Origin of the sequence: Micromonospora sp. HB375 (assembly GCF_017872985.1) — a bacterium.
Classification (GTDB): domain Bacteria; phylum Actinomycetota; class Actinomycetes; order Mycobacteriales; family Micromonosporaceae; genus Micromonospora; species Micromonospora chalcea.
Genome location: NZ_JAGGJO010000001.1, coordinates 2,467,587 through 2,480,494, shown reverse-complemented (window position 1 = coordinate 2,480,494; position 12,908 = coordinate 2,467,587). Strand labels below are relative to the sequence as shown.

Here is a 12,908-nt window from a genome sequence, read left to right as displayed (position 1 = left end):
TCCTACCCGTGACGGCGTCCGGCCAATCGCGTCTACTCGGAGTGCGCGCCGGCGCCCGCGCCGGCCTGGCCCTCGCCGATCCACACGGTCTTGGTGTTGCAGAACTCGCGCATGCCGGCGGCGGACAGCTCGCGGCCGTACCCGGAGTTCTTCACGCCGCCGAACGGCAGCTCCGGATAGGACGTGGTCATCCCGTTGACGAACACGTTGCCGGCGTCAAGGTCGACGGCGAAGCGCTCCTGCTCGGCCGGGTCGTTGGTCCAGGCGTTGGAGCCGAGGCCGAAGCTGGTGCCGTTGGCCACTTCGATCGCCTCGTCGTACGAGCCGACCCGGTAGAGCCCGGCGACCGGCCCGAACACCTCCTCGGACCACATCCGCATCTCCGGGCGCAGGTCGGTGACCACGGTCGGCGGGTAGTACCAGCCGTCGCCGGCCGGCTTCTCACCGCCGCAGAGCACCGTCGCGCCCTGGTCCACCGCGTCGGTGACCTGGGCGTGCACCTCGTCGCGGCCACGCTCGCTGGCCAGCGGGCCGACGTCGGTGCCGTCGTCCATCGGGTCGCCGACGCGCAGCGCCGCCATCCGGGCGGCGAACTTCTCGGCGAACGCGTCGAACACGTCGGTGTGCACGATGAACCGCTTCGCGGCGATGCAGGACTGACCGTTGTTCTGGCAGCGGGCGGTGGTGGCCACCTCGGCGGCGGTGTCCAGGTCGGCCGAGGGCATCACCACGAACGGGTCGCTGCCGCCCAGCTCCAGCACCGTCTTCTTGATCTCCCGCCCGGCGATCTGGGCGATGGACCGGCCGGCCGGCTCGCTGCCGGTGAGCGTGGCGGCGCGTACCCGGGGGTCGCTGAGGATCCGGTCGACCGAGTCGGAGCCGACCAGCAGCGTGGTGAACGCGCCCTCGGGGAACCCGGCCCGCCGGAACAGGTCCTCCAGGTAGAGCGCGGTCTGCGGCACGTTCGAGGCGTGCTTGAGCAGGCCGGTGTTGCCCGCCATCAGGGCCGGGGCGGCGAAGCGCATGACCTGCCACAGCGGGAAGTTCCACGGCATCACCGCGAGCACCGGGCCGATCGGCTGGTAGCGCACGTACGCCCGCCTGGCCTTGACCGCGACGGCGTCGGCCGGCTCGTCGGCGAGCATCGCCGGCGCGTTGTCGGCGTAGAAGCGGCAGGCGGCGGCGCACTTGGTGACCTCCGCCTTCGCGGCGGCGTACGTCTTGCCCATCTCGGTGGTCATCAGCCGGGCCGTCTCGTCGCGCTCGGCGTCGAGCCGGTCGGCGGCGGCGGTGAGCCACCGGGCCCGCTGCGCGATGGTGGTCTCACGCAACTGCCGGAAGGCCAGGTCGGCCCGCTCGATCGCGGCGTCGATCTGCTCGTCCGACATCGCGTCGTACGTCTTGAGCACCTGTCCGGTGGCGGGATTGGTGGTGGCGATGGGCATGTCGTCCTCCTGTCACTCGAACAGCGAGTGCCGCACGCCCGGCTCCTCCCGGCGGCGCGCGGCGCGGCGGCGCTGAATCACGACCAGGTCGACCACCGCCACCACGGCGAGCAGCGCGCAGACCACGCCCAGCCAGGCGATGCCGGCGGCGAATGCGAGCACCGCGAAGACGGTCATCACGACCAGACCGAACGTCGCCAGCACGAGCCGCAGGTTCAGGGCGCTGTTCGCGTGGCCGACCGTGCCGCGGGCGCGCCGGGGTTGTGATCGGGTCATTCCTGGGGCCTACCCCGGCACGGGCGGGGATAACCGGCCGGCGCGGGAACGCCGGTGATCCGGGACACCCGGCGGGCGGTCGCCGGATGCGCGCTGCGGGCGGGTGCGTTACTTCGGGGTGCCGGTTTCCGGCGGAGATCCCGCGGGCCGGTGGAGAGGATGGCATGACCACGACGCAGGCCGTACCCGTGACCGTCGCCGTGTCCCGGCGCGCCGACCCCGCGCGTACCGACGAGGTGGTGGCGTGGATGCGGGCCGGTACGGCGCTCGCGGAGAGCTTCCCGGGCTTCCTCGGCGCCGGTTTCGTCCGCAGCGCCCCCGGTTCCGGCGAGTGGCACGTGATGTACCGCTTCGCCGACGCGGACACGCTGCGCGGCTGGGAGGACTCGCCGCAGCGGCGCTGGTGGCTCAGCTCGGCGCAGGGCATCGTCGAGCACACCCGGGTCGAGCGGCGCACCGGCATCGAGGGCTGGTTCGACCCGCCGGTGGACCACGTGGTCGAGACGTTCGGCGAGCCGGAGCCGGCCGCGCCGCCGCGCTGGAAGCAGGCGGTCACGATCTGGCTGGCGTTCTTCCCGCTGAGCCTGGCCGCCACGCTGCTGACCGCCCGGTTCCTCGCCGACGTGCCGCTGGCCGGGCGGACGCTGCTGATGACGCTCGTGCTCACCCCGCTGATGACCTACCTGGTGCTGCCCCGGATCACCCGCCTGCTGCACCGGTGGCTGCACGGCCGGCCTGCGCCGACCCGACAGATGTGAACGACAGTGGTCTATGCCTGATAGCCGACAGAACCGCTTCCGGGACCCCGCCGGGGCATAGGGTCGACGCGCCCGTTGCCGCCGCCCGACGGGGGAACCCATGCCTCGACGCTGGATCGCCGCGCTGGCCTGCCTGGCGGCGCTCGTCGCGCTCGCCTGTGACGGCTCCGGCGAGGCGTCGCCCCGGCCCTCCGGCACGCCCCGCCCCGGCGAGCCCCGGGTGCTGGTCGCGCTCGGCGACTCGGTCAGCACCGGCTACGGCTCCTGCCTGGTGCTGGTGAGCTGCGAACGCAACTCCTGGTCGACCGGGGACGGCCTGCGGGTGGAGAGCGTCTACCGGCGGCTGCGCGCCGACGCGCCGGGGCTGCGGGCGTACAACCGGGCCGTGCCCGGGGCCCGCGCGTCCGCGCTGACCGGCCAGGCCCGGTCGGCGGTACGCGACAAGGCCGACCTGGTCACCGTGCTGATCGGCGCGAACGACGCCTGCCGGGGCGACGTCGACGACATGACGCCCGTCGCCACGTTCCGCGATCAGGTCGACGCGGCGCTCGGCGTGTTGCGCGAGGGCCGGCCGAAGGCCCGGGTGCTGATGGTCAGCATCCCGGACCTGCACCGGCTCTGGCAGATCGGGCACACCGAGCCCCGCGCCGTGCGGGCCTGGTCGCGTGGCGTCTGCCCGGCGCTGCTCGCAGACGCCACGTCGACCGCGCCCGCCGCGGTGGCCCGCCGGGCCCGCGTCCGGGACCGGATCGAGGCGTACGACGGACAACTGCGTGCCGCCTGCCGGGCGTACGGGTCACGCTGCCGCTGGGACGGCGGCGCGGTGCACCGTCACCGCTTCACGCTGGACCAGGTGAACGCGCTGGACTGGTTCCACCCGAACGCGGCCGGGCAGGGCCGGCTGGCCGAGGTGGCCTGGAACGCGTCCGGCTGGGCGAGCTGACCGGCGCGGGCCGGACGGACGGGCCCGGGGCCGAGGAGGGTCAGGGCTGACGCGGGCCGGGAAGCGGCCGGGGACCACCGGCCCGGTAGAGGGCGCGCGTACGGTCGGCCAGTTCCTTCGTGGCCGACGAGTTGGCCCAGGTGCCGAGCACGATCGCGGCGCCCGGCACGACCTTGGCGAACATCCGCTTGGCGGCGCGTACCCCGGCCATCCGGGCCAGCCGGACACCGAGCTGGAGCATCACCCGGCCCAGCGCCCGATCGGCGGCAGAGCCGAACAACGCGCCGGCCCGCTCCCGGCCGGCGGCCACCCCGAGCGCCAGGCGGGCGGTCTGGGCGGCCTTGTGCACCCGCTGGAGCACCAGCAGATCGGTGGCCCGGTCGACGTGCGTCGGGTCGGCGCCGTACGCGGCCGCCACGTGCAGCACCAGCCGGGCCTGGGTCCAGGCCAGCACGCCCACGTCGATCACCGCGCCGGGCAGCCCGGCGGCGCCGGAGACCGCGCCGGAGAGCCGGGCGTGGTTGACGAACTTGCGGACCGCCTGGTCCGCCAGCTGCTCGGGCGGCGCGTCCGGCCGCAGGGCGCGTTCCCGGGCCGCCCACTGCGCGGCCTCCGGCCCGAGCCGGCGTACCGCCTCCAGGGCCAGGTGCTCCGGGGCGTACTGCGGGTCCTCCCGCATCCGGTCCCAGAGCTTGGCCGGTGGCGCCTCGGGCGCGTCCACCGGCGGGGCGGGGGCGGCGGGGACGGCGTCGGGCTCCCCGACGGGGGCGGGGTCGGTCACGAAGGGCTCCGGGGGCTCGTGCGGCGGGGGTGACGCGGGTCAGCGCCGGCGCGACTGCAGCCGGGTCGCGATCTGCCGCAGCCGGGCCTGGTTCTCCGGCTTGGACATCTCACGCCGGCCGCGGTCGACCAACTGCTGGCCCCGCGGCGACCGCAGGAAGGCGGTGATCCGTTGCATCAGCGACATGGTGTCCTCCGTCCCGCGGTCCCCTTCATGTGTACCTGGGACCGGCAAGCCCCGTGATACCCGAATCGACCCTTCGGCAACCACTCGTCCGGCTCAGCCCAGGATCTCGGCCACCACCTCGCCGGCCCGCCACTCGTGCTGGGCGTACGCGTCCGGGAACGCCGAGATCTGCACCGCCTGGGCGGCCACCGACAGCGGCAGGTCCTGCCAGCCGGGGATCTCCTCCAACGCGGACAGGAACGCCTTCGTCGCGTACTCCGGGTCCATGAGCTGCTCGACCGTGCCCCAGCCGCTGCTCGGCCGCTGCTGGAACAGCCCGACCGAGTCGTGGTCCCAGCCGATGGCCTGGTGCGGGTAGTTCTGCGACTCGGGCAGCACGCCGCTGGCGTAGTTGAGCAGCGTGCTCTCCTGCATCGCGGTCGCCACCGCGATGACCAGGGCCCGGCGCGGCACGCCCATCTCCTTGCCGGCCTGCACGATCTTCTTGGCGTTGTTCATCTGGGTCCGGTCCAGGCCGGCGACCGGGACGATCTGCCGGACCGTCTTCGTGGGCTTCGGCTTGGGCTTGGCGGTCGCCTTCGGGCTCGCCGGCGCGGACGGGGCGGCGGTGGTCGGCGCGGTGGTCGGGCGGGCGCTCGCGCGGGAGGCGACGTCGGCCTCCGCGCGCTCGGCGACCTCCGCCGAGGGCGCCGGGGCGGCGGCGCGCTCCGGCGCGCCGAAGCCGGCCTGGCTGACGCCGACCAGGCCGAGGCAGCAGGCCGCGCCGGTGGCGACCGCGAGCCTGGTCCGGCCGGGCCGGGGGTTCATGGGGGCCCAGAAGCGGGTACGCCGGAAGAGTCCCTGGAGCCTCGTCGAACGGTTGGTGGAGGGGGTATCGTCCGAACGGTCAGCCGGGCGGCCGGGGCCGAACGGGTCGTCGAGGGTGCCGTCGCTACGCATCCGACGAGGCTAGGCAGGGCAAACCGGGATCACCCAGGCCTGTCGAGTGGCCCTCGCCACACTTCGGCCGACCCGGGCCGGACACTCGCGGCCTGCCGCGCCCAGCCGACGACAGACCTCGGGAACCCGGCGAATCACCCGCCGGCCACGCGCCGAAACTCTCCCGGCACGAACCTCGTAGATGTCCCGGTCCCGCCCGGTGATCGACTAACTCGTCCGTTCGGACGATCCGGATGTCGGCCGCCGGACCGGGGCGTAGCCGAATCGTGATCACCATCCGGGCATCAGAGGTGTCCGTAACGGAATGGACCACACCCCCCGGTACGTTTGCCGAACCGGGGAGACCGCACGTTCGGCGCTCCCCCGTACGCGTCGACAGGGAGGACCCCACCGGTGCTCGATCCACACGAGCTCTACGAACTCACCGACGAGCTGCCCGAGCTCGGCCAGCCGGTGCTGATCCAGGCGCTCACCGGCTTCGTCGACGCCGGCAACGCCACCCGGCTCGCCCGGGAACAGCTGCTCACCTCGCTCGACGCCCGGACGGTCGCCCGCTTCGACGTCGACCAGATCTTCGACTACCGCTCGCGCCGCCCGGTGATGACGTTCGTCGAGGACCACTGGGCCGACTACGACGCCCCGGCGCTGGAGCTGCACCTCCTGCGCGACGACGACGAGACCCCGTTCCTGCTGCTCACCGGCCCCGAGCCGGACCTGCAGTGGGAGCGTTTCGTGGCCGCCGTCGCCGGCCTCTGCGCCCGCCTCGACGTCCGGCTCACCGTCGGGCTCAACTCGATCCCGATGGCGGTGCCGCACACCCGGCCCAGCGGCGTCACCGCGCACGCCACGCGCAAGGACCTGATCGCCGGCCACGAGCCGTGGCTGCAGAAGGTGCAGGTGCCGGCCAGCGTCGGTCACCTGCTGGAGTACCGCCTCGGCGAGCAGGGCCGCGACGCCCTCGGGTTCGCCGCGCACGTGCCGCACTACGTGGCCCAGGCCGAGTACCCGGCCGCCGCCGAGGCGCTGCTGTCCGCCGTGTCCCGCAGCACCGGCCTGCTGCTGCCGGTCGAGGACCTGCGCACCGCCGCCGAGGCGGTCCGGGTGGAGATCGACCGCCAGGTCACCCAGACCGAGGAGGCGGCCACGCTGGTGCAGGCGCTGGAGGAGCAGTACGACGCGTTCGCCCGCGGCCGGGGCGAGAAGAGCCTGCTCGCCGGCGAGACCGGTCCGCTGCCCACGGCCGACGAGCTCGGCGCCGAGCTGGAGCGCTTCCTGGCCGAGCAGACCCGCCCCGGCGACACCCCGGAGCGCTGAGGCGGCGGGACGGGCGGCGATGCGGCAGGCTGGGGCCATGCGCCTGGCGACCTGGAACGTCAACTCGGTGAAGGCCCGCCTGCCCCGGCTGCTCGACTGGCTGGCCACCACGAAACCCGACGTCGTGTGCCTGCAGGAGACCAAGTGCCCCGACGGGGCGTTCCCGGTCGCCGAGGTGGGCGAGCTGGGCTACGAGGTGGCCAGCCACAGCGACGGCCGGTGGAACGGTGTCGCCGTCCTGTCCCGGGTCGGGCTCGCCGACGTGGCGGTCGGCTTCCCGGGCGAGCCCGGCTTCCCCGAGCCCGAGGCCCGCGCCATCTCGGCCACCTGCGACGGGCTGCGGGTCTGGTCGGTGTACGTGCCGAACGGCCGCACGCCGGACGACCCGCACTACGCGTACAAGCTGGCCTGGTTCGCGGCGCTGCGCGACGCCCTGGAACCGGAGGTCGCCGGGCCCCTGCCGGTGGCCGTCTGCGGCGACTTCAACGTCGCGCCCACCGACGCCGACGTCTGGGACCCCGCGCTGTTCGCCACCTCCACCCACGTCACCCCGGCCGAACGGGCCGCCCTGGCCGCGCTGCGTGACCTCGGGCTGGAGGACGTGGTGCCGACGCCGATGAAGGGGCCGCACCCGTTCACGTACTGGGACTACCGGGCCGGGATGTTCCACCAGAACAAGGGCATGCGGATCGACCTGGTGTACGCGAGCGCGCCGTTCGCCCGCGCGGTCCGCTCCGCGTACGTGGATCGGGAGGCCCGCAAGGGCAAGGGTCCCTCGGACCACGCCCCGGTGGTGGTCGACGCCGACCTGACGCCGGCCGTCGAGACGTTCTGAGTCCGAGGCTCGTTAGGGTGGACGTATGGCAGTCGTGAAGATCAACGCGATCGACGTCCCGCCCGGCGCCGGCGAGGAGCTGGAGAAGCGGTTCGCGGCCCGGGCCGGCGCGGTGGAGAACTCCCCCGGCTTCCTCGGCTTCGAGCTGCTGCGCCCGGTCGCCGGGGAGAGCCGCTACTTCGTGTACACCCGCTGGGAGAGCGAGGAGGCGTACCAGGCGTGGGCGCAGGGCCCGTCCCGGGCCGCGCACGCCGAGGGCGGCGAGCCGCGCAAGCCGGTCGCCACCGGCGCGAACCTGCTGGAGTTCGAGGTCGTCCAGCAGGTCCCCGCCAAGCCCTGACCCCTCCCCATCCCCCTTCTCCGTCGATCATGAAGTTAGCGGCGCTCGACGTCCGTTTTGTCACCGCCAACCTCATGATCGACCGGGGCGGTGGCCCGTCAGGATGCCAGGGACGCGAAGACGATCACGTTGTCCTGGTAGCCGGTGCGGCCGCCGACCCACTCGCCGCCGCAGGTGATCAGGCGCAGCTCGGCCGGACCTGAGTCGCCGTAGACCCGCGCGGCGGGCAGGTTCGACTTGTCGAAGTACTCGACGCTGTCCACCTTGAACGTCACCACGCTGCGGTCCGCGCGGGTCACCTGGATCCGGGCGCCCGGTTTGAGCGAGCGCAGCCGGTAGAACACGGCCGGGCCGCTCTTGGTGTCGACGTGGCCCACGATGATCGCCCGACCCGGGTCGCCGGGCACCGCTCCCCTGTCGTACCAGCCGGTCTGGTCGTGCTCGGTCAGCGGCGGTACGTCCACCGAGCCGTCCTTCGCCTGCCCGACCGGGGTGACCGGCGCGTTGACCTTGATGGCCGGCACCGCCAGGCGTACCGGCCGGCTCGCCGGCTTCCGGGCCGGAGCGGCAGCGCTCGCCGGGGCCGCCGCCGCGCCCGAACCGCCCGATCCGCTCGACTCGGTCGACGCGTCGGCGAAGTCGAACGGCCCGGCCGTGCGCCCCAGCCCGGCCCCGGTGGCGAACACACCGACCAGCACCAGAACCACTGCCAGCGGCTTCGACCAGGAGCCCCGGCCCCGGTCCCGCCCGCCCGGCGATGCCGGTGGCGGCCCGGCGGGGCGTGGGCGCAGGGCCGGCGGATCGGCCGACGGCGGATACCACGGTCGCGACGCGGCGGGCGGCGGCATCCACGGCCGCGCCCCGGAGACCGGCACGGCAGACGACCCGGTCCCGGCGGACGATCCGGTCCCGGCGGACGGACCTGTTTCGGCGGCAGACCCACTCCCCGAGCGCGGGCCGGTCCGGGGCGCGGCGGCCGGATCAGCCCTGGAGAACCGGGCGGCGTCGGCGGGCGGCCCGGCCCGGGACGGCCGGGCCGAGCCCGTGGGCGGCGCGGCGGGCGGGGGCAGAGCCACGAACGGCCAGCCGGAGCGCCGGGATGCGGCGGGCGGCGGGACGAAGTGCTCGGCCATGGCGGGCCTCAGCGTCCGGCGGCGCCACGGGCGTGGCGGCGGGACGCGGCCACACCGAGCCCGGCGCCGACCATGGTCACTGCCAGTCCGACCGGCACCAGCAGGCCGCCGAGGCCGGGACCGGCCGTGCCGCCGAACCCGGTCGCCGGGCCGCGGCTGGGCAGGTGACTGGGCGGGTGGGTCGGCTGCCGGGTGGGCTGCCCCTGCTTGACCACCTGGAGCATGGTGGAGGCGGTCTCCCCGCCCGGGCACTCCAGCTTGACCCGGTAGTTGCCGGGCCGGGTGCGCTCGTGCACCATCGGCGTGGCGGTGAGCAGGCCGCGCTGCGGCTGCACCTGGATCTTGCCGAACGCGTCCGAGGTGACGATCGCCGGCACGGTGTTGTTCCGGCAGCTCGCCCGGATGCCGACCAGGTAGCCGGGCGACACGGTGCCCGGGGTGACCTCCACGAAGATCACGTCGGCCGGGGGCTGTTCCGGCACCGGCTCGGCGGCGCGCGGCGCGGCCTGGGCGGGCAGCGCGCCGACCAGCGGGGCGGCGCACGCGGCGACCGCGACCAGCAGCGCCTCACGTACCCTGAACGACCCCATGACCCCTCCCGGCGTACGGGATGAATCCTCTCACCCCCGGCCGCACATCACATCCGATCCGGGCTAGGCTCGGCTCGTTGTGACCCTCACCGACCTTCCCGCCGCCCGCATCCGCACCTTCCATCCGCGTCGCGGGCGGATGAGCGACCGGCAGCGCGACGCGCTGGACCGGCTCTGGCCCGCGTACGGCCTCAGGATCGCCGCCCTCGACGGGCCGTGCGATCCGGCGGCGCTGTTCGGACGGCGGGCGCCGCTGGTGCTGGAGATCGGCTCCGGCATGGGCGACGCCACCGCCGCCATGGCGGCGGCCGACCGGGACCGACACTATCTGGCGGTCGAGGTCCATACGCCGGGAATCGCCAACCTGCTCGACCTGGTGGAACGCCACGGTCTGGACAACGTACGGGTGGCCGAGGGCGACGCCCTGGACCTGGTCCGGGCCATGCCGGAGGGCTGCCTGGACGCGGTGCACGTCTTCTTCCCGGACCCGTGGCCGAAGACACGCCACCACAAGCGGCGGATCATTCAGCCGGCGCACGTGGCGCTGCTGCGGTCCCGGCTGGCGCCGGGCGGCACGTTGCACTGCGCGACGGACTGGGCCGAGTACGCCGGGTCGATGCGCGAGACGCTCACCGCCGACCCGGAGCTGGTCGACGTACACGGCGGCTACGCGCCGCGTCCGGCGCACCGGCCGGTGACGAAGTTCGAGCGCCGCGCGCTGACCGCGGGCCGGGAGGTCTTCGACCTGATCCACCGGCGGCGCTGAACCCGTTGCGCTGAACCCGGTTGGCGCGGCGCGGTGTGATCCAGGCACGATGGGAGCCGCCATGACTCTCACCGCCGCGCTGCCGAAGACCGCCGATCCCGACACCCTCTACGACGCGTTCGCCTCCTGGGCGTCCGAGCGCGGCCTGAATCTCTATCCCCATCAGGAGGAGGCGGTCATCGAGATCGTCTCCGGCGCGAACGTGATCATGAATACGCCGACCGGCTCGGGCAAGAGCCTGGTGGCGATCGCGGCGCACTTCGCCGCGCTGGCCGACGATCGCACGACCTTCTACACCGCGCCGATCAAGGCGCTGGTCTCGGAGAAGTTCTTCGCGCTCTGCGAGGTCTTCGGCGCCGAGAACGTCGGCATGCTCACCGGCGACGCCAGCGTCAACGCGGACGCCCCGATCATCTGCTGCACCGCGGAGATCCTGGCCAACCTGGCGCTGCGCGAGGGCCGCCGCGCCGACGTCGGCCAGGTGGTCATGGACGAGTTCCACTTCTACGCCGAGCCGGACCGGGGCTGGGCGTGGCAGGTGCCGCTGATCGAGCTGCCGCAGGCCCAGTTCGTGCTGATGTCGGCCACGCTCGGCGACACCACCCGCTTCGTCGACGACCTGAGCCGGCGCACCGGGCGGCCGACCGCCGTCGTCCGCTCGGCCGAGCGGCCGGTCCCGCTCCTCTTCTCGTACGCGACCACGCCGCTGCACGAGACGCTCGAGGAGCTGCTGGAGACCAAGCAGGCCCCGGTGTACGTGGTGCATTTCACCCAGGCCGCCGCGCTGGAACGCGCCCAGGCGCTGATGAGCGTGAACGTCTGCACCCGCGCCGAGAAGGACATGATCGCGCAGGCGATCGGCAACTTCCGGTTCACCTCCGGCTTCGGCAAGACGCTGTCCCGGCTGGTCCGGCACGGCATCGGCGTGCACCACGCCGGCATGCTCCCGAAGTACCGCCGCCTGGTCGAGACGCTCGCCCAGGCCGGCCTGCTCAAGGTCATCTGCGGTACGGACACGCTCGGCGTCGGCATCAACGTGCCGATCCGTACCGTGCTGTTCACCGGCCTCTCGAAGTACGACGGGGTGCGGACGCGCCTGCTGAAGGCCCGCGAGTTCCACCAGATCGCCGGCCGGGCCGGGCGGGCCGGATTCGACACGCTGGGCCGGGTCGTGGTGCAGGCCCCCGAGCACGTGATCGAGAACGAGAAGGCCCTCGCGAAGGCCGGTGACGACCCGAAGAAGCGCCGCAAGGTGGTGAAGAAGAAGCCGCCGGAGGGCTCGATCGGCTGGGGTGAGCCGACGTTCCAGCGCCTGGTCGAGGCCGAGCCGGAGCCGCTCACGTCCAGCTTCCAGGTCAGCCACTCGATGCTGCTCAACGTGATCGGCCGCCCCGGCGACGCGTTCGCCTCGATGCGGCACCTGCTCACCGACAACCACGAGGACCCGGCCGCGCAGCGCCGGCACATCCGCCGGGCCATCGCCATCTACCGCGCGCTGCGCGCCGGCGGCGTGGTCGAGGAGCTGCCCGAGCCGGACGAGACCGGCCGCCGGGTACGCCTCACCGTCGACCTCCAGCTCGACTTCGCGCTCAACCAGCCGCTGTCACCGCTGGCGCTGGCCACCGTGGAACTGCTCGACCGGGAGTCGCCGTCGTACGCGCTCGACGTGCTCAGTGTGATCGAGTCGATCCTGGACGACCCGCGCCAGGTGCTGTCCGCGCAGCAGTTCAAGGCCCGCGGCGAGGCGGTCGCCGCGATGAAGGCCGAAGGCATCGAGTACGAGGCACGCCTCGAACTGCTCGACGAGGTGACCTGGCCCAAGCCGCTGGCGGAGCTGCTGGAGTCCGCGTACGAGATGTACCGGCAGGGCCACCCCTGGGTCGCCGACCACCAGCTCTCCCCCAAGTCGGTGGTCCGCGACATGTACGAGCGGGCCATGACGTTCCCCGAGTACGTCCAGTTCTACGGGCTGTCCCGTTCCGAGGGGCTGGTGCTGCGCTATCTCGCCGACGCGTACAAGACGCTGCGGCAGACCGTCCCCGAGGACGCGAAGACCGAGGAGCTGGTCGACCTCATCGAGTGGCTGGGCGAGCTGGTCCGCCAGGTCGACTCCAGCCTGATCGACGAGTGGGAGCGGCTGCGCAACCCGTCCGACGTGGCCGAGGTGGCCGCCTCGCTGGACGACCGGCCGCCGGCGGTCACCCGCAACGCGCGGGCGTTCCGGGTGCTGGTGCGCAACGCGATGTTCCGTCGCGTCGAGCTGGCCGCGCTGCGCCGCTGGGACCTGCTCGGCGAGCTGGACGCCGGCGACGGCTGGAACGCCGACGCCTGGGCCGACGCGCTGGAGCCGTACTTCGAGACGTACGACGCGATCGGGGTGGGGCCGGACGCGCGCGGGCCGGCGCTGCTGATGATCGAGCAGGGCCGCGAGAAGTGGACCGTACGGCAGATCCTGGACGACCCGGACGGCGACCACGACTGGGGCATCAGCGCCGAGATCGACCTCGCCGCCTCGGACGAGATCGGCGCGGCGGCGGTCCGGATCACCGACGTCGGCCAGCTGTAGGACTACGCGAAAAAGGGCCGCCCGGGATGTCCGGGC

The 12,908-nt window shown here is 73.6% G+C and carries 14 protein-coding genes; 7 read left to right on the top strand and 7 right to left on the bottom strand.

The annotated features are described in order from the left end of the window. Positions 1-32 precede the first annotated feature (32 nt). Both J3R08_RS11525 and J3R08_RS11520 read right to left on the bottom strand, forming a co-directional pair. Positions 33-1,445: an NADP-dependent succinic semialdehyde dehydrogenase gene (locus tag J3R08_RS11525; RefSeq protein WP_209961095.1), complete on the bottom strand. Its 1,413-nt coding sequence runs from the start codon at positions 1,443-1,445 to the stop codon at positions 33-35. Between the two features lie 12 nt (positions 1,446-1,457). Beyond that, positions 1,458-1,721: a DUF6343 family protein gene (locus tag J3R08_RS11520; RefSeq protein ID WP_043325060.1), complete on the bottom strand. Its 264-nt coding sequence runs from the start codon at positions 1,719-1,721 to the stop codon at positions 1,458-1,460. A 164-nt stretch (positions 1,722-1,885) separates the two neighbouring features. On the opposite strand from J3R08_RS11520, the gene J3R08_RS11515 reads away from it, so the two are divergent. After that, a complete protein-coding gene (locus J3R08_RS11515; RefSeq protein ID WP_043325061.1) occupies positions 1,886-2,479 on the top strand; it encodes an antibiotic biosynthesis monooxygenase in 594 nt (197 codons plus the stop codon). A gap of 100 nt (positions 2,480-2,579) precedes the next feature. Then, positions 2,580-3,422, top strand: coding sequence for a GDSL-type esterase/lipase family protein (locus J3R08_RS11510; protein WP_209961093.1), 843 nt, complete (start codon positions 2,580-2,582; stop codon positions 3,420-3,422). Between the two features lie 40 nt (positions 3,423-3,462). Here J3R08_RS11510 and J3R08_RS11505 read toward each other — a convergent pair whose 3' ends face one another. From J3R08_RS11505 to J3R08_RS11495, 3 genes are all read right to left on the bottom strand, one after another. Beyond that, positions 3,463-4,203, bottom strand: coding sequence for an EcsC family protein (locus tag J3R08_RS11505; RefSeq protein ID WP_064447511.1), 741 nt, complete (start codon positions 4,201-4,203; stop codon positions 3,463-3,465). A 39-nt stretch (positions 4,204-4,242) separates the two neighbouring features. Beyond that, positions 4,243-4,389 (bottom strand): hypothetical protein, encoded by a 147-nt coding sequence (locus J3R08_RS11500; protein WP_166456378.1) that lies wholly within the window; start codon positions 4,387-4,389, stop codon positions 4,243-4,245. A gap of 93 nt (positions 4,390-4,482) precedes the next feature. After that, positions 4,483-5,328: a peptidase M23 gene (locus J3R08_RS11495; RefSeq protein WP_209961091.1), complete on the bottom strand. Its 846-nt coding sequence runs from the start codon at positions 5,326-5,328 to the stop codon at positions 4,483-4,485. 393 nt (positions 5,329-5,721) lie between these two features. On the opposite strand from J3R08_RS11495, the gene J3R08_RS11490 reads away from it, so the two are divergent. The 3 genes from J3R08_RS11490 to J3R08_RS11480 are packed head-to-tail and all read left to right on the top strand — an operon-like array spanning position 5,722 to position 7,817. Next, positions 5,722-6,642 carry a proteasome assembly chaperone family protein gene (locus J3R08_RS11490; protein WP_209961089.1) on the top strand — a complete coding sequence of 307 codons (921 nt, stop codon included), beginning with the start codon at positions 5,722-5,724 and terminating at the stop codon, positions 6,640-6,642. Between the two features lie 37 nt (positions 6,643-6,679). Further along, complete coding sequence (locus J3R08_RS11485; protein ID WP_043325066.1) at positions 6,680-7,477, top strand: exodeoxyribonuclease III; 798 nt, start codon at positions 6,680-6,682, stop codon at positions 7,475-7,477. Positions 7,478-7,502: 25 nt separating this feature from the next. Continuing rightward, a complete protein-coding gene (locus J3R08_RS11480) occupies positions 7,503-7,817 on the top strand; it encodes an antibiotic biosynthesis monooxygenase (RefSeq protein ID WP_043325067.1) in 315 nt (104 codons plus the stop codon). 98 nt (positions 7,818-7,915) lie between these two features. Here J3R08_RS11480 and J3R08_RS11475 read toward each other — a convergent pair whose 3' ends face one another. Together J3R08_RS11475 and J3R08_RS11470 are read right to left on the bottom strand one after the other, a co-directional pair. Beyond that, the gene (locus tag J3R08_RS11475) at positions 7,916-8,665 is read right to left on the bottom strand and encodes a class F sortase (RefSeq protein ID WP_370446798.1); all 750 of its coding nucleotides are present in this window, start codon (positions 8,663-8,665) and stop codon (positions 7,916-7,918) included. Between the two features lie 293 nt (positions 8,666-8,958). Beyond that, positions 8,959-9,540 (bottom strand): hypothetical protein, encoded by a 582-nt coding sequence (locus J3R08_RS11470; protein ID WP_043325069.1) that lies wholly within the window; start codon positions 9,538-9,540, stop codon positions 8,959-8,961. Positions 9,541-9,619: 79 nt separating this feature from the next. On the opposite strand from J3R08_RS11470, the gene trmB reads away from it, so the two are divergent. Both trmB and J3R08_RS11460 read left to right on the top strand, forming a co-directional pair. Continuing rightward, on the top strand, positions 9,620-10,306 hold the full coding sequence (trmB, locus tag J3R08_RS11465) for a tRNA (guanosine(46)-N7)-methyltransferase TrmB (protein ID WP_043325070.1): 687 nt from the start codon (positions 9,620-9,622) through the stop codon (positions 10,304-10,306). A gap of 61 nt (positions 10,307-10,367) precedes the next feature. Next, a complete protein-coding gene (locus tag J3R08_RS11460; protein WP_064447507.1) occupies positions 10,368-12,872 on the top strand; it encodes an RNA helicase in 2,505 nt (834 codons plus the stop codon). Positions 12,873-12,908: the final 36 nt, after the last annotated feature.